Below are 16,681 nucleotides of genomic sequence, written 5' to 3'. Positions count from 1 at the left end.
TAAACATGAAAGAACTTATTGAAACATTTTATACCGGTTTACGTGAACGAAATGCAGAAAAGATGATATCCTGCTATCACGAAGACATCGTTTTTGAAGATCCTGGTTTTGGAAAACTAAATGGTGATAGAGCTAAGAAAATGTGGCAGATGCTTTGCAAAAATGGGAAAGATCTTAAAGTAGAATTCTCTAAAGTAGAAGCAAATGACCAAAAAGGGTCTGCACATTGGGAAGCATGGTATACTTTTAGTCAAACCGGAAGATCTGTTCATAATAGTATTGATGCAGAATTCGAATTTAAAGATGGTAAAATCATAAAACATACGGATCATTTTAATCTACATCGATGGGCTTCGCAAGCCATTGGCTGGAAAGGCAAATTATTGGGAGGAACCAATTTCTTTAAGAAAAAACTACACCAACAAACTAATAGATTACTTGATAAGTTTCAAGCATCATAGATAATGGCAGCATTAGAACTTCCGACACCAATCATATCTACAGATTGGCTCTCCACACATTTAAATCATCCCGATCTAGTCATTCTGGATGCGAGTATAAAGAAAGTGACTTCCTCTAAAGAATCATCCAAACAAGATCTGAAAATACCAGGTGCTAGATTTTTTGATATTAAAAAAAATTTCTCTGATCAAGAATCAGATTTACCGAATATGCTTCCGTCTTCTGATAGTTTTGAAGAAGGTTGCAGAAAATTAGGAATCAATTCGGATTCTAAAATTGTAGTTTATGATACAATCGGTATATATTCCAGTCCAAGAGCTTGGTGGATGTTTACAATAATGGGACATAAAAGCGTAGCTGTACTTGATGGTGGTTTTCCAGAATGGATCAATCAAGGCCTACCTACTGAAAACAAAGGTAGTTTGCCAATATTTTCGGTTGGAAACTTTAAAATAAACGATCGTTTCAAATGTACTGTTAACGCTAAAGACGTTTTATTTGAAATGAACAGTTCAGAATCTCTTATCCTTGATGCTCGCTCATATGGTAGGTTTATGGGCACGGATCCAGAGCCACGATCAGATTTAAAAGGTGGGCATATCCCAAATTCAATAAGTCTTCCTTATACCAAAGTTTTACAGGATGGAAAAATGCTACCAACCAAAGAGCTTGTTAAACTATTTACTGATTTTGATATTGAAAATAAAAAACTGATCTTTAGCTGCGGTTCAGGCATTACAGCTTGTATCATTTTATTAGCAGCTAAACTTTCTGGATATACCAATCTATGGATTTATGATGGCTCCTGGAGTGAATGGGGACAATTAGAAGGTGTTCCAATCCAATGTTAACCTATAGAAACCAACCCTAACTCTTATTTATGCGATATTTTCCTTTATTAATCCTTTCAGCCTTATGTAGTCTTCAAATCAATGCCCAGTCTCAGAAATTTGGCTTACAAGATTTTTACACGTATAATTCCGAATTAGAATATACCGTAGACTCTATCTATCATACACTCTCCGAAAGGCAACAAGTAGCTCAAATGATTATATCATCTGCCGGAGAATTGGGAAAACCAATGACAACCGTAAAAAAACTAACAGAAAGTGATGCCATTGGCGGTGTAGTTTTTTTGAAAGGAAGTAAAAAAACACATACAGAGAGTATTAACACCTTAAATGAGATTTCTTCTAAAAATAAGACCCTTCCACTACTCTTTAGTATGGACGCGGAACCCAGTCTATTTGCCAGCCGTATCAAAGGCGCGAAAGATGTAGGTAAAACAATTGATATAAAAACGGAAGCACAATCAGATGCCGTAGTGAATACTATTAATACCGAACTTAGGGAAATAGGCGTACATCATAATTACGCTCCGGTTTTAGATATCAGCGCTAGTAACGAAGCAATCAAATCCAGAAGCTATGGCAGCAATAAAGACTCCGTAATCAGCCTGGCCAATCAATTCATAAAATGTACCCAAGAAGGTGGAATTATAGCAACTGCAAAGCATTTTCCCGGTCACGGTCTGGTAAAAGGAGATACACACAAACAAAGTGTGTATATCGATGGACCATTACAAGAAGTAGCTAATTACAAGCAGATTATCGAAGATGGAGTGCTATCTATTATGATTGCACATATCACTATACAGAATAACGAGAAATATGGAACAGATGGTTTACCATCCAGTTGCTCCAGAAAAATTATTACAGGTTTACTAAAAGAAGAAATGGGATTTAAAGGAGTCATCATTTCTGATGCGCTAAATATTATGAAAGCCGTAACCATCCTTGACAATGCTCCCTTATTGGCTTCTAAAGCTGGTTGCGACTTAATTTTGATGCCTCAAAACGAACAGACGACTATCAATGCTATTCTTGCTGAAATGAAAACGAATCCTGCTTATAAAAAACAAGTAACACAATCTGTTAAGAAGGTATTACGATTAAAGGTTTGTGGAGGAGTTATTTAACTTTATTTCAAATTATTCAATCAGACAACACTTATTCATCAATCAAAATGATCAAATCAATATTCACGTTTTTTTTATCTTTATTCTTCATAATAATTCTCCAAGGACAAGAAACTTATTTCACACTTAATCCAACATTAACTCCTAGCGGCGACACCATCATATTTAGCTACGATGGAGATTTATGGAAAGTAAATTCTAACGGCGGAAATGCAACTAGACTCACTGCAATGCAAGGAGATGAAACGCGTCCTTCGGTTTCTCCAGATGGAAAATGGGTAGCATTTAGTGCTTCGCAATATGGTAATAAAGATGTATATATTATACCTCTAGAAGGTGGAGAAATTCGACAACTTACATTCCACGATTCAGCAGATACTGTAGAGAGCTGGTCTTGGGACTCTAAAAAAATATTCTTTACTTCTTCTCGGGAAAACAATTTCAGTGGTTATGAGGTCTCCATTCTTGGTACTACCCCTAAACGTCTTTTCAATCATTATTTCAATAGAATACACAACATTGCGAAACATCCAAAAACAGGAGAAATATACTTTAATGAAAGCTGGGTCAGTATTGGTTTAGTACATAGAAAAAGATATAAAGGAGATTACAATCCGGATATTAAATCTTATAGTGTTTCGACTAAAAAATATAGTCAGCATACTTCATATCGAGGTATGGATTTATGGCCAACTTTTGATAAAAATGGTTCTCTTTATTTTGTTTCTGATGAAGTTAATGGCAAATTCAACTTATATACTTTAAAAGAAAACAATAAGATACCTCTAACACAATTCACAAGCGATATAAAAAGACCTCAAGTAAGTGCCAATGGTAAAAAAATTACATTTACCAAGGACTACGAACTTTACTTATACGATGTTGTTTCTAAAAGTTCAAAAAAGGTTGCTATACAGCTCTTCAATAACAATACGTTACAAAAAACACAAGATTTTAAAGTTGGTGGTAAAATAACAAACTTTGATATTTCTTCTGATAATAAAAAATTAGCGTTTGTTTCTAGAGGAATTTTATTTGTATCTGATATCAAAGGTAAATTTATCAAACAAGTTTCTATTGAGGCTCCTAAAGAACGAGTTGTAGAAGTAAAATGGTTAGATGATAATAAAACCTTGCTTTTTAATCAAACGATAAAAGGCTACTTGAACTTATTTACTATTTCAGCTGATGGAAAAGGAAAAAAGAAACAGATTACAAAAGATTCAAGAAACAACATCAATATTGAAATAAACCCAAAACATACCGAAGCAGTATATATAAGTGGAAGAGATGAACTGAGATTGCTAGATTTAAAGAATCTAAAGAGTAAAACCGTTGTAAAAGATGAATTTTGGGCTTTGTACGCACCTCAACCTAAATTTTCACCTGATGGAAAGTATATTGTTTATAATGCCATTCGAAATTTTGAACATGATGTTTTTACCTATCATATTCCTTCAAAAAAAATTATCAACTTAACTAAGACAGGTGCTCCAGAAAATAGTCCTATTTGGTCTCCTGATGGAAAGTATATTTACTTTAGCTCTAATCCTACTAAACCAGGTTATCCCTATGGATTGAGTGAAGCTAGTATTTATCGAATGGCTCTTGGTAAATATGAAAAACCTTTCAGATCAGATAAGTTTGATAAATTATTTATAGAAAGTATTGAAAAAGAAGAGGAAAAAGAAGATGCAGAGACTGTTATTGAAAATCTTAATATTAGTATCAATGAGTCTGGTTTGATGGATCGTGTAGAACGCATTAGTCCAGAATACGGTTATCAAGGTGAAACCGATATCATTAATAAGGATGAAATTTCATATATTCTTTACATTTCAAATCATGATAAAGGAGAATCTCAATTATGGAAAACAACGATTAAACCATTCGAAGAGAACAAAACAGAAAAAGTAAGAGACATTAAAGGTAATAACTATCAAATAGTTTCTGCAAAAGATAAAAATTACATTTTGATTGATGGAGATATTCATACGCTGGATATTAAAAGCAATAAAACAGAAAAGATTAAAATTGACTTTACATTTCGTAAAGCAATGGTTAACGAATTTGAACAGATGTTTTATGAAACCTGGGCAAATTTCGGTGAAAACTTTTATGATGGTGATTTTCACGGTGAAGACTGGACAAAACTAAGAGATAAGTATGCTAAGTTCTTGTCTTTTATCAATAAACGCTCTGAATTAAGGTTGTTATTAAACGACATGCTTGGCGAACTAAATACTTCTCATGTCCGGTTTAATTCAAATGGTGATGAAGAAAAGCAATTTTATAAAACCCAGAGTTTATCTATTGGTATCGTTTTTTCTGCAAAAGATCCGTTTTTAGTTGAACAAATTATTGATGATGGCCCTTTGGATATTAAAAATAAAGATATTATCAAAGGAGATCGACTTATTTCAGTAAATGATCACAAGATTGATCCTAAAAAGAACAGAGAATTTTATTTTGCGAAACCTTCTTTGGATAGTGAAGTTAAGCTAATCTTTTCGCGAAATGGCAAGGAATTTCCGGCAAATGTTCACCCTATTTCTTCTAGAAACAACAGGTATCTTTTGTACGATGAATGGGTAGATGATAATCAATCTTATGTTAACCAAAAAAGCAATAATAGAATAGCTTATGTCCATATGAAAAATATGGGCAGAAATGAACTTGCTAATTTCAAAAAAGAGATGGTATCTGAAGCTTATAAAAAAGATGCCTTAATACTTGATTTACGATTTAATACTGGAGGAAATGTACATGATGAGGTATTACAGTTCTTATCTCAAAAACCGTATTTACAATGGAAGTATAGAGATGGTGCGCTTACTTCTCAACCAAATTTTACTCCAGGAGCTAAACCAATTATCCTGTTGATTAACGAACAAACATTAAGTGATGCAGAAATGACTGCTGCTGGCTTTAAAGAACTTGGTTTAGGAAAAATAATAGGAACAGAAACCTATAGATGGATTATTTTTACATCCAGTAAACGTTTAGTAGACGGATCTTCTTATCGACTACCTTCTTGGGGATGCTATACCTTAGATGGCAAAAATCTTGAAAAAACAGGAGTCTCTCCTGATATTTACATTAAAGAGACTTTTAAAGATCGCCTAGATGGAAATCAACCTCAACTGGATAAAGCTATTTCTGAAATATTAAAACAACTAAAAAAATAAGCTAGTAAACAATTCATTTTATAAAAGTGTAAATTTCTTAACTTTAGCTAAAAAGCTATTAAAATGATTAAGAAAATAAATGCAATTTTATGTATACTCTTCATTCTTATTTTCGGATGTGCTTCTGATGATAACCTCCCTTTAGAAACTCAAGAAGAGGATGAACAAACAGAGGAAACCAAAATTTTTTCGTTTTTAGCATTAGGTGATTCATATACCATTGGTCAAGGAGTATCTGAAGATGAAAGCTGGCCTTTTCAATTAAAAGATGCTTTTGCCACTCCAACCAAAAAAATTGAACAATTAACAGTAATCGCAAGAACAGGATGGACCACAAGAAACCTGATTACTGCCATAGAAGAAAGCAATCCACAAAATCACGATCTGGTTTCTTTACTTATTGGCGTTAATAATCAATTCCAACAAAGAAATTTTACCGAGTTCCAATTAGAGTTTAACATTCTTCTAGAGAAAGCAATTTCATTAGCAACTAATAAAAAAGATAATGTAATTGTTGTTTCTATACCAGATTATGGTGTCACTCCTTTTGGAACGAGTAATAGCGAAACCATTGCATCAGAAATTGACGCATATAATGCTTACATAAAACAGAAGTGTATTGAGACAGAAATAGTATTTATCGACGTGACTACTATCTCTAGGGATCTTGGTAACTCTGAGGGGTCCTTGGCTACAGATAATCTGCATCCTAGCCGATATCAATACAGTTTATGGGTGGAAAGGATATTGCCTGTGGTAAAAGAAATTTTGAAGTGATTAAATCGTTTCAAACAATTTTCCCGGCAAAGGTCTGATTACTCCTTTCAATTCCATATTTAGGAGAATCGATGCCACTTTAAACGTAGGAATTTCGCATTTTAATGCAATAACATCCAGTAATTCTTTTCCATTTTTGTTTAGAAAACTATAGATTTTCTTTTCATCACCTTCTAACTCCACAAAAAGTTGTTTTTGAACAATGGGCTGTTCTTTTTCCTCCAATTCCCAGTTAAGCATATAGATCAGATCCGCTGCACTGGTTAGCATATGTGCTCTTTGTGTTTTGATAAGTGTATTACATCCTGAACTAAGAGAATCACCTACTCTTCCTGGTACGGCAAAAACTTCTCGATTATAAGAATTCGCTATTTCGGCAGTGACCAGAGAACCTCCTTTATCTGCACTTTCGATGACAATGGTGGCTTCGCTTAGTCCCGCAATGATGCGATTACGACCTAAAAAATTATTCCTATCAAAAGTATCCGTACTCCAGAAATCAGTAAAGAATCCTCCGTTTTCTTCAATCTGTGGCATATACTTTTTATGTGTCTTAGGATATATTTGATTTAATCCATGAGCAAGACAACCTACTGTTTGTAAGTTATGCTTTACTGCTGCTCTTTGGGCTGTGATATCAATACCATACGCAAAACCAGATACAATAACCGGGTTTAAAGGAATGAGCGTTTCGATTAGTTCTTCGCAGAATTTCACACCATAACTAGTCACTTTTCTCGTGCCTACAATACTTAACATCTTTTTCTTTTTCAAATCGATGTTTCCTCTACTAAACAATACTACAGGACTATCTATACAATACTTCAGTTTTTCTGGATAATTCGTCTCGTCATAGGCCGTATAATTGATATTGTTATCCAACACAAACTGTAACTCATTTTCTGCCGCATTGCGATGCCCTTTATTCTGAATTTCCTTAATCTTTACGGTTCCTATACCGTCAATCTTTAACAAATTCGACGGTTTTTCTTTCAGAACTGCTTCTGCAGAACCTACTTCTCTAATCAGTTTTTTGATAGAACTATCGCCTAGATTCGGTGCTTTTTTTAAGGTAAGTAGTGCAATTAATTTTTCTGTGGTCATGTAATCTGTTATAAGTCAGCACAAGAAACGAAAAAAATCAAAACTGTTAATAAAATCAAGGGGTATAGTTATTATTAGAACCAATTTTTTTTACCTTTGAGTAACCATTAACCAACCTAATTTTTCAGGTTAAAACTAACAGGGCTTACTAAATCTTCTAAATTAGTTTACACTGAAAATATTAGATAGCATTTTTAAGAAAGGGGACGATGAATAATACGGCAAAATACATCAGTGAATTATTATATAGGTATGAATGTGTAATCTTACCAGGTTTTGGTGCTTTTCTAACAAAGCGTCAACCTGCAATGATTCAAGAATCAACGCATGCTTTTTTTCCTCCTCAGAAATTAATTTCTTTTAATAGCCAACTTCAAAATAACGACGGATTATTAGCAAACTATATGGCTTCTGCCGAAAATATATCCTATACAGATGCAGTTGCTAAGATTCAGCGTTACGTATTGTCACTAAATAATAAAATGGCAGTTGGTCAACGAGTGGAATTAGGTGGAATTGGTTCTTTTTTTACATCTGTTGAAGATACATTACAGTTTGAACCTTCTCAAGACACAAATTACTTAACAGAAGCTTTTGGTTTGAATTCTTTCATATCTCCATCAATTGTTAGAGAAGAAGAAAAAACTGCACCAAAAGTAGTAATGGCTCAAGTAACTCGTGAAGCTTACAAAGAAGAAGTGCAAGCTATTGAAGAAACTACTCCTATTGCGTTTACACCAGAAAGAAGACGTGAGCGTCCGTATATTAAATATGCAGCAGCTGCGGCTATTCTCGTTGGAGTTGTTGGATTCATAGGATTGGATCAATTTAACAAACAAGTTGATTTAGAGAATGATCGTATCTCTGTAAATGCAGAAAAGGAAATTGAAAACAGAATTCAGGAAGCTACTTTTGAGATTGCAAGCCCGTTACCTGCTATCAATCTAAATATTATTAAAGCAGAAGAAGCTAGTTCTGAAAACTCTAATCCTATAACTGTCAATACAGCTGGAAAATATCACGTGGTTGCAGGTGCATATAGAATTAAAGCTAATGCCAACAAAAAAGTACTTAAACTAAAAACCAAAGGGTTTGATGCGCGCCTGATTGGCGTAAACAAATACGGTTTACATCAAGTAGTTTATAATAGCTATGAAAACAGGCTAGAAGCTCTAAAAGCTTTACAAAACATCAAAAAGCAACAAGATCGTCGTGCTTGGTTATTAGTTCAAGAACTTTAATTCTTATTTCTTAAAAATATTTTTCTTACTTAATCCTTCATAAGTATTATGTTTCAGTACTAATTTTTAGTTCTGAGGAAGATTCTTTTTTATTTTTTACAAAAACATTGAAAATATATTAATTCATCAAAATGACTGGATATCAGTTTTCTGTCTTCGTATAGTCGTTAGTTTATTGTACCTGATTATCTTTGCCAAAAATTACCAAAATCTATGGAAGCCAGATATCCTTCAGAATCTAGAACTATATTAACTGACCTTGTTTTACCGGGAGAAACGAATCCGCTTAATAATCTTTTTGGAGGAGAACTATTAGCACGTATGGACCGCGCAGCAGGTATTGCTGCAGGAAGACATTCCAGAAGAATTGTAGTAACCGCTTCGGTAAATCACGTAGCATTTAGCAAAGCAATCCCTTTAGGGAGTGTAGTTACTGTTGAAGCAAAGGTTTCTCGTGCATTTACATCATCTATGGAGGTGGTAATTGATGTTTGGATAGAAGACCGCCAAAGCGGTGATAAAACCAAAGCAAACGAAGCCATATACACGTTTGTGGCAGTAAATGAGAGCGGTGCACCGGTGTCTATTCCACAGATCAAACCGGAAACCGCATTAGAACAGCAACGTTATGACGCTGCATTACGTCGTAAACAACTTAGTCTGGTTCTTGCCGGTAAGATGAAACCGGATGATGCTACTGAGTTAAAAGCTTTATTTACTTAATTTAAAGAAACCCCGCTCCTAAGGCAACCGAAATTAGAATCAACATAATAGCAACCACTATTTGTAAAAATTTTAAGGTAACCTTCTTCAACAGTTTATTACCAATGAATGCTCCGGCAATAGCCGATAATGTAGCACAAATTACCAATGGTAGATTATCACTAATTCCAGATTCAGTAACGTTCGTGGCATACACACTAAGACGGGTGAAGTCTACAAAAGTAGAAACCACAACTGCGGTTCCGATAAAAGCTTCTTTAGAAAGTCCCGCTTTGATAAGAAATGCCGTTCGTAAAGCTCCTTGATTTCCAGAAAGTCCTCCAAAAAAACCACTCAAAGCACCTCCAAGTGGGAGTTTTTCTTTGCCAAATTTCAATTTTGTGAAATATGGGATCAAATCCATGCTGGCAAAAATGATAAGCAAAATCGAAATAATAAATTTTACGGGGTATACTTCAAAAGTTTTGTCAAACAAATTGTAAGCAAAAAGCGGCTTTATGTCAGGAATGTTTACTAATACCCAAGCTCCGGCAAAAGCTGCTATAACCGCAGGGATTCCGAATCGTAACAGAACGGTCTTATCCGCATTTTTTCCTACTAAAAACAGTTTAAAAACATTATTAAAAAAGTGAACTACACCAGTTAATGCAATGGCAATTTCTACAGGAAAGAAAATCATCAACACAGGTGTTAGAATAGTTCCTAAGCCAAATCCAGAAAAAAAAGTGAGAATAGAAACTAAAAACGCTACAAGTGAAATAATAACTATTTCCATTATTCTATCACATTTTAAAAATCCAGGATTGAGGATTTAATTTCTTTGTATCCTTAAAGATCAAAAATTTCATAATAGCACGACCAGTAGCGGGATTTACACGCACTTCTCCAATACTTTGTTTGGTTAAAACTTTCTGACCTTCTTTTACTGAAATATTTTCTAGGTTGTAATACACTGTAATATAATTACCATGTCTTACGTGAACCAGTCTTCCTGCACCTTTCAATTTCTGAATTGCCATTACTTCTCCTTCAAAAATTGCTCTCGCTTTTTCGCCTGGTCTTGTTTCCAGCTCTACTCCACTACTATTGATTTGAATATTAGGCAGTGTAGGATGTGGTTGACGCCCATATTTTCTTGTTAATTTACCTGTTCCAACCGGCCACGGAAACTTTCCTTTATTCGATGTAAAATTATCTGCCAGTTTTTTATCCTCCGGAGTTAACGCAAAAGTTGTTGCGGATCCTTTTTTAGATGCTTTCTTTCCCGCTTTTTTATTAGCTTTTGCAATAGCTTCACGAATTAACTTATCAATAGCTTTATCCAGAGCGGTTGCTTGTTCTTGTTTCTTCCTTATTTCCTTTTTATAGGTACCTTCTTTTTTACGAATAGATGCCATTAAGGCTTGCTGTTGTTTTTTCTCTTCTTTTAGTTGCTCCTGAGCATCTCGATTCTCTTCTACGAGCAATTGCTTATTTTTTTTCCTCTCTAGCAAATCTTTATTTAGCCTCTGAAGCTCTTCTGCACGTGTTTGTATTTGATCAGCCTGTTCCTTTCGATGCTCATTATATTGCTTCATATACTGAAGTCGTTTATAAGCCTGAGTAAAATCTGATGATGACAACAAAAACATAATCTTGCTTTGTTGCGATTTACTTTTATAAGATTTTACAATCATTCTAGCATAATCTTCTTTTAAAACCTTTAACTCTTCACGATACGACCCCATCTTTTTGAGATTGTTATTAATCTCTCTTGTCAGCAGGTTTGCTTGCTGATTCGTAATCTTTATAAGGTTTTGTCTGGTGCTTATTTGAGAATTTAGCGTTTCTACTTCATCAAGTACGGATCGCTGTTTGAGTTTGGTATCAGCAAGTAATGATCTCATCTGCTCAATCTGTTCTTTAAGGCGACGACGTTGCTCTTCCAGCTGTTGCTGTTTTACGCTTTGAGAAAATGATGGAATACTAACTAATAGCATTCCCAATATGTATATAATTTTTTTCAGCCTCATTCTATAGTCACTTGCTCGTATCCTGATGGTATTTTAAACGGAAAACTTACCCTCGCATTGTAATCTACACTACGATAATCTATCATTATGGTAGTTCTAGCTATTCCTTCTGAGGCCAGGATACTTATTTCTTTTGGAAAATCTTGATTTCCAACTTTCTGGTAACTACTATAATTAATGAGCAGGTTTCTATTTTCTATAGGCTGTTTTAGTTGTTGGGAGAATATTTTAAAACTTTCCGGATTCAATATGAATAATCGTTCGAATAGTTCAAGCTCTTTTTTAGGACTAAGTCGATATTTTTGATTTTCTATGGATGACACATATTTTTCATCTTTAAGATTGAATAATGACTGACCTAATAATAACTGTTGTACTTTTTCAAAATCCAAGTCAGTTCCGAGCCATTCACTAAGCACCTTAAAATCCCCTTCAAAATAGGTATTATTAATCTTTTCGTAATAACTTACTTTTTCTGGCGTAATCAGTACTTTAGCTAGGGTAATCCCCAGTAATTTTGCACTTACCCATATTTTCTTATCTTTTTCTAAGCGTAAAGTTACATTTGGACTAAATGATTGTTTACCATCATCATACCTTACTTTTATCTTAGCATTGATTGTGGTAAAGTTAAAAGCTTTATTATAGTGATTAGCTACTATTTTTTCTGTCCTTAGCTTTTTAATTGTGGCTCCTGAAATTGCTTTAGTACCTTTACAAGATTGCAGTATAATTAGCGAAAAACATAACAAATAAAATATTCTATTCATTACCTTTTATGATTTTTTTTTAAGTTGAAAGGATCTCTCTTTATATTCTGAAGCTTTTGCTACATTTCCCATTTTTAGATACGCCTGACCAATTTGATCGTAGAAATCTGATTCCATCTTAAGATCATCAATGATATAATCCATACCAATACTTAAGATATCTATGGCTTCTTCATAATTATTTAGGTTAATTAAAGAAACTCCACTCACCAAATACAAAATTGGTTGAGAAGGATACATTTCTATAGCAAGTTCGCTTCCTACCTTTGCTTTTTCGTATCTCTTTAAATCAAGTTGCAATAATAATATCTTTCTTAGAATTCCAAAATTATTAGCATTATCCTTAATTCCTCTTTCATAATAATTAAGTGCCAACTCTTTTTTATCTTTTTCATAGAAATAATTTCCTATTTCTGTAAACACTTTACTACTTCCTGAGTCTTCAGAAAACACTTTTGTCACCTCGATAAGTTGTGTTTCATAATTTGGATTTTTATCTACAAATGTCAAGAAGTCATTAATGATTTTGTATTTAGATTCCTCATCAATCTCGTCACTTGATAACACTATCTTCATCGATTTAATCGCATCTTTCGGCATATTATCATCCAAGTAGAACTTATACAACGCCAAATGAGCTAATTTTGATTTTGGTTTTTGTTCAAGAAGAATTTGAGCAGTTCCAAAAGCCTTTTCAACTTGATTATCCTGGCTATATAAGTAAATCAGATTTAGATAGTTTTGTTCTTCTTTAGGGTTTTCTGCTATTTTTTCTTGTAACTTGGTTATCTGAGAATCAGGGTTACTGATTTTTAGTGCTATTTTTTTTCTTAGCTTATCTCTATACGAATCTATACCTAGTTCTTCTATTAATTCATCTACAACTCTAAGCGCATCATCATATCTTTCTTCCAGAAAATAGAGATTAGCCAATTGTTCTTTATATCTGCTATCAAATGTTACTAGCTTTTCAACCACTTCTACAGACTCAGTATATTTTCTTTCCTTAAAATATACTTCGAATAATAGTTCTAAAACATATCTATTATTTGGTTTTTCTTCTAAAACTTTTTTAAAATTGATAGTAGCCTGATCATACTTTTTTAAATCCAAATAATTCTTCCCGAGCTCATAATATAATGCAATAGGTTTTGGATTTGCAGAAATACACTTTTCTAGAGCGCTAATTGCCTTGTCATAGTTAGTAATGGCTCGTTGTTTTAATGCTTCGAAGAAACTTTCTCGAAATACATCAGACACATCACCAAGATCATCCAAGATCTCTATTTTCTTAAGAGATTCTGGTTCTTGGGAAAAGCCAGTATTCATAACTCCTCCGATAAAGACTATACAAATTACAATATGTCGCCAATATTTAGTCATATAAATTTTTCAAAAGCAATATAAATCACAAATTATTCCAAAGTAGAATAGTCACCAATACTAATCGTTGTATACTTTCCATCGTAATACACATGATTTCCAATCATAGCATTGTCTAAGTTAGCATTTTTTATGACAGTTTGGTTCTGTACTAAACTATTTTTAATATCACTATCCTCTATATTACAACCATCTCCAATAGATACATTAGGCCCAACTGATCCATTCTTAATAGTTACTCCCTTTCCTATACAACAAGGAGGCATAACGGTTGCATTTTCTAATACAACATCATCACTGATCAATTTTTCTCCATCTTTTTCTAAAAAACCTAGCATTCTAGTATTGGTTTCTACCGTCACGTTTTTGTTACCGCAATCCATCCATTCTTCTACCTGACCAGTAACAAATATTTTGCCATCTGCCATCATTCTTTTAATACCATCATTAATCTGGTATTCTCCACCATTAATAATATTATTATCTAATACATGTTGCAGTTCATTTTTTAATACTGCAATATCCTTAAAATAATAGATTCCTATCACAGCGAGATCAGAAACAAACTCTTTTGGTTTTTCAACCAATTCTACAATTTCCTTTTTATCATTAAGCTTTACTACTCCATAGGCTTCTGGTTGGTCAACTTGTTTTACCCAAATAACGGAATCAGCATCTTTATCCAAATTAAAATCAGCTCTAATCAATGTATCTGCATAGGCTACAACTGCTGGTCCTGATAATGAGTCTTTAGCACACATAATCGCATGACCTGTTCCTAATGGTTGATCTTGTCTATAAATGGAAGCTTTAGCACCAAGCTCTTCTGCAAGTGCTGTTAAACTTTCTACAACATCGTCTCCAAAAAATGCAGGATCTCCTAATATAAAAGCAATTTCATCTACAGGTTCTCCTAAAACTTTTGCTATATCAGAAACTAACCGATGAACAATTGGTTTTCCTGCTACAGGGATTAAAGGTTTAGGAACCGTAAGTGTATGAGGCCTTAATCGAGAGCCTCTTCCTGCCATTGGTACAATGATTTTCATTCTTTATATTATTATTTTTGATTGGTTGATTATTTAACTCCAGTACTTCCAAAGCCACCTGCTCCTCTTGAGGTTTCCGAAAGTTCTGCCACTTCATTCCATTCGGCTCTTTCGTGTTTAGCAATTACTAACTGCGCCACTCTTTCTCCGTTTTCTATCACAAAATTCTCATTGGACAGATTCACTAAAATAACTCCAATTTCTCCTCTATAATCAGCATCTATAGTTCCTGGAGCATTCAACACTGTAACTCCCTTCTTTGCAGCTAGTCCACTTCTAGGACGAACTTGCGCCTCAAAACCTACAGGTAACTCAATAAACAGCCCTGTTTTAACGAGTGTTCTCTCTAAAGGTTTTAGTGTTATCGGCTCACTTATATTTGCTCTTAGATCCATTCCGGCAGAAGCAATTGTTTCATAATGTGGCAACTCGTGTGATGACTTGTTGATAATATTTATCTGCATATTGTTTTATATAAATCACTGCCATCTCTCGAATCCGCTCGAGAGGACAGAAAAATTATCTTTTTAATAGTTGTTTTAATTCCTTTTTTTCCGAAGCATACAAAATTACTAAAAACACGAGTAATAAAGGGATAGAAATCACATAATTACTATCAAATATGTAAAACGAAATGATTGAAAAACCTATTGATAACGCTAAATACATTCCTATCTTTTTCAGATCATATGGAATTGGGTAATATTTTTTTCCAAAATACCAAGATAGTAGCATCATTGTTCCATAAGCTGCTAAAGTGGCTATTGCAGAACCTACATAGGTATATTCTGGAATTAGCAGAAAGTTAAGAAGTAGTGTAATAATTGCTCCGCAAACAGATATATATGCTCCAAATCTGGTTCTATCTGTTACTTTATACCACACAGATAGATTATGATAAATTCCTAAACAGAAATTGGCTAATAAAATAAAAGGAACAATTTTTACCGCTTCCCAATAGGATGCATCTCTTAAAAAAGCAATTTTCAAAACGTGAACAAACACAATCACGAACAAAAAGATAAAAGATCCTAAAATCACAAAATACTTAGTAATTCTAGCATAGGTTTCTGGTGCATTTTTATTCCCGGCGTAATTAAAGAAAAATGGCTCTATCCCTAATCTAAAAGCCGTAGCAAATAATGTCATAAACAACGCTAACTTATAACAAGCAGAATATACACCAACCATATGTTCAGCCACATTTTCTGGCAATAACTTATCTAATAAAATTCTATCAAATGTTTCATTGATGGAATATGCTATTCCCGCTATCAGAATTGGCATCGCATATTTCATCATCTTTTTCCATAAAACGGCATCAAAACTATATTTAATATTAGTGTAGAAAGGTAATAATACCAGCAATGCAAATCCGCTAGCAATTAGATTAGAAATAAAAATGTAACTGATTTCATAATCATCTTTACAGATCCAATCTATTACTGAAAAATGAAATGAAAGTTGTTTTAAATAGAGTAAGAAAAAAACATTAAGTCCAAAATTAATCGCGACATTCGATATTTTAATAATTGCATATCTGATTGGGCGTTCTTTTGCTCTTAACCAAGAAAATGGAATAATAACCAAAGCATCCAAGAGTAATATCCAAATTACTAGATTTATATACTCCAACTTAATATCGGTCCAGACTGATATTTCTTCTTTTAATAATAAAGCAATCACTAAGAATATAAAAGATGAAATGGCCATGGATATCGCTGAAGTGCTCACGACTTTTTCCTTATCCGATTCCTTACTAAAGAACCTAAAAAAAGCAGTTTCCATCCCATATGCTAATAACACATTGAAAAGCACTAAATATGAGAAGATAATTGAAACCTTACCATACTCTTCTGTTGGTAGTTGATCTGTATATAGGGGGACTAAAAGAAAAGACAACATGCGCGGTAGCACTGTTGCCATTCCGTATATAAGTGTTTGCTTAAAAAGTTTTTGAAAAATTCCCAACTGCTATTTAATTGTGGCTCTAA

15 protein-coding genes are annotated in these 16,681 nt (G+C 33.6%); 7 read left to right on the top strand and 8 right to left on the bottom strand.

Translation table 11 applies throughout. From position 1 onward, the window contains the following. Positions 1-5: 5 nt before the first annotated feature. The 5 genes from Q0910_RS04720 to Q0910_RS04700 all read left to right on the top strand — a co-directional run bounded on the left by Q0910_RS04720 (position 6) and on the right by Q0910_RS04700 (position 6,405). Positions 6-461, top strand: coding sequence for a nuclear transport factor 2 family protein (locus Q0910_RS04720; RefSeq protein WP_299213108.1), 456 nt, complete (start codon positions 6-8; stop codon positions 459-461). A gap of 3 nt (positions 462-464) precedes the next feature. Next, a complete protein-coding gene (locus Q0910_RS04715) occupies positions 465-1,313 on the top strand; it encodes a sulfurtransferase (protein WP_299213106.1) in 849 nt (282 codons plus the stop codon). Positions 1,314-1,342: 29 nt separating this feature from the next. Next, positions 1,343-2,440: a glycoside hydrolase family 3 N-terminal domain-containing protein gene (locus Q0910_RS04710; RefSeq protein WP_299213104.1), complete on the top strand. Its 1,098-nt coding sequence runs from the start codon at positions 1,343-1,345 to the stop codon at positions 2,438-2,440. A 47-nt stretch (positions 2,441-2,487) separates the two neighbouring features. Beyond that, positions 2,488-5,628 (top strand): S41 family peptidase, encoded by a 3,141-nt coding sequence (locus tag Q0910_RS04705; protein ID WP_299213102.1) that lies wholly within the window; start codon positions 2,488-2,490, stop codon positions 5,626-5,628. A 63-nt stretch (positions 5,629-5,691) separates the two neighbouring features. After that, positions 5,692-6,405 (top strand): SGNH/GDSL hydrolase family protein, encoded by a 714-nt coding sequence (locus tag Q0910_RS04700; RefSeq protein ID WP_299213100.1) that lies wholly within the window; start codon positions 5,692-5,694, stop codon positions 6,403-6,405. On the opposite strand, the gene dprA is transcribed toward Q0910_RS04700, so the two are convergent. Then, complete coding sequence (dprA, locus tag Q0910_RS04695; RefSeq protein WP_299213098.1) at positions 6,406-7,509, bottom strand: DNA-processing protein DprA; 1,104 nt, start codon at positions 7,507-7,509, stop codon at positions 6,406-6,408. 209 nt (positions 7,510-7,718) lie between these two features. On the opposite strand from dprA, the gene Q0910_RS04690 reads away from it, so the two are divergent. Then, entirely contained in the window at positions 7,719-8,750 is a 1,032-nt protein-coding gene (locus tag Q0910_RS04690) for an SPOR domain-containing protein (protein WP_299213096.1), read from the top strand. A gap of 213 nt (positions 8,751-8,963) precedes the next feature. Further along, positions 8,964-9,473: an acyl-CoA thioesterase gene (locus Q0910_RS04685; RefSeq protein WP_299213094.1), complete on the top strand. Its 510-nt coding sequence runs from the start codon at positions 8,964-8,966 to the stop codon at positions 9,471-9,473. A gap of 1 nt (position 9,474) precedes the next feature. On the opposite strand, the gene Q0910_RS04680 is transcribed toward Q0910_RS04685, so the two are convergent. The 7 genes from Q0910_RS04680 to Q0910_RS04650 form a co-directional block, all read right to left on the bottom strand. Continuing rightward, positions 9,475-10,248: a sulfite exporter TauE/SafE family protein gene (locus Q0910_RS04680; RefSeq protein WP_299213092.1), complete on the bottom strand. Its 774-nt coding sequence runs from the start codon at positions 10,246-10,248 to the stop codon at positions 9,475-9,477. Between the two features lie 7 nt (positions 10,249-10,255). Further along, positions 10,256-11,485 carry a peptidoglycan DD-metalloendopeptidase family protein gene (locus Q0910_RS04675; RefSeq protein ID WP_299213090.1) on the bottom strand — a complete coding sequence of 410 codons (1,230 nt, stop codon included), beginning with the start codon at positions 11,483-11,485 and terminating at the stop codon, positions 10,256-10,258. Continuing rightward, on the bottom strand, positions 11,482-12,255 hold the full coding sequence (locus Q0910_RS04670; protein ID WP_299213088.1) for a DUF4292 domain-containing protein: 774 nt from the start codon (positions 12,253-12,255) through the stop codon (positions 11,482-11,484). Before Q0910_RS04670 ends, Q0910_RS04675 begins: the two co-directional genes overlap by 4 nt. A 6-nt stretch (positions 12,256-12,261) precedes the next feature. Then, positions 12,262-13,584 (bottom strand): tetratricopeptide repeat protein, encoded by a 1,323-nt coding sequence (locus Q0910_RS04665; RefSeq protein ID WP_299213086.1) that lies wholly within the window; start codon positions 13,582-13,584, stop codon positions 12,262-12,264. An 86-nt stretch (positions 13,585-13,670) separates the two neighbouring features. Next, positions 13,671-14,687: a sugar phosphate nucleotidyltransferase gene (locus Q0910_RS04660; RefSeq protein ID WP_299213084.1), complete on the bottom strand. Its 1,017-nt coding sequence runs from the start codon at positions 14,685-14,687 to the stop codon at positions 13,671-13,673. A 29-nt stretch (positions 14,688-14,716) separates the two neighbouring features. After that, a complete protein-coding gene (gene dut, locus Q0910_RS04655; RefSeq protein ID WP_299213082.1) occupies positions 14,717-15,151 on the bottom strand; it encodes a dUTP diphosphatase in 435 nt (144 codons plus the stop codon). A 55-nt stretch (positions 15,152-15,206) separates the two neighbouring features. Then, the gene (locus tag Q0910_RS04650; RefSeq protein WP_299213080.1) at positions 15,207-16,658 is read right to left on the bottom strand and encodes an oligosaccharide flippase family protein; all 1,452 of its coding nucleotides are present in this window, start codon (positions 16,656-16,658) and stop codon (positions 15,207-15,209) included. Positions 16,659-16,681 lie beyond the last annotated feature (23 nt).

Source organism: uncultured Aquimarina sp., from assembly GCF_947495315.1.
Lineage (GTDB): Bacteria > Bacteroidota > Bacteroidia > Flavobacteriales > Flavobacteriaceae > Aquimarina.
This window is presented reverse-complemented; position numbering and strand designations above follow the sequence as displayed.

Coding starts and splice junctions, on each gene's coding strand:
- Q0910_RS04670 (WP_299213088.1), bottom strand. CDS start 12,255: ATGAATAGAATATTTTATTTGTTATGTTTTTCGCTAATTATACTGCAA.
- Q0910_RS04710 (WP_299213104.1), top strand. CDS start 1,343: ATGCGATATTTTCCTTTATTAATCCTTTCAGCCTTATGTAGTCTTCAA.
- Q0910_RS04690 (WP_299213096.1), top strand. CDS start 7,719: ATGAATAATACGGCAAAATACATCAGTGAATTATTATATAGGTATGAA.
- Q0910_RS04680 (WP_299213092.1), bottom strand. CDS start 10,248: ATGGAAATAGTTATTATTTCACTTGTAGCGTTTTTAGTTTCTATTCTC.
- Q0910_RS04665 (WP_299213086.1), bottom strand. CDS start 13,584: ATGAATACTGGCTTTTCCCAAGAACCAGAATCTCTTAAGAAAATAGAG.
- Q0910_RS04685 (WP_299213094.1), top strand. CDS start 8,964: ATGGAAGCCAGATATCCTTCAGAATCTAGAACTATATTAACTGACCTT.
- Q0910_RS04705 (WP_299213102.1), top strand. CDS start 2,488: ATGATCAAATCAATATTCACGTTTTTTTTATCTTTATTCTTCATAATA.
- Q0910_RS04675 (WP_299213090.1), bottom strand. CDS start 11,485: ATGAGGCTGAAAAAAATTATATACATATTGGGAATGCTATTAGTTAGT.
- Q0910_RS04720 (WP_299213108.1), top strand. CDS start 6: ATGAAAGAACTTATTGAAACATTTTATACCGGTTTACGTGAACGAAAT.
- Q0910_RS04700 (WP_299213100.1), top strand. CDS start 5,692: ATGATTAAGAAAATAAATGCAATTTTATGTATACTCTTCATTCTTATT.
- Q0910_RS04660 (WP_299213084.1), bottom strand. CDS start 14,687: ATGAAAATCATTGTACCAATGGCAGGAAGAGGCTCTCGATTAAGGCCT.
- dprA (WP_299213098.1), bottom strand. CDS start 7,509: ATGACCACAGAAAAATTAATTGCACTACTTACCTTAAAAAAAGCACCG.
- Q0910_RS04715 (WP_299213106.1), top strand. CDS start 465: ATGGCAGCATTAGAACTTCCGACACCAATCATATCTACAGATTGGCTC.
- dut (WP_299213082.1), bottom strand. CDS start 15,151: ATGCAGATAAATATTATCAACAAGTCATCACACGAGTTGCCACATTAT.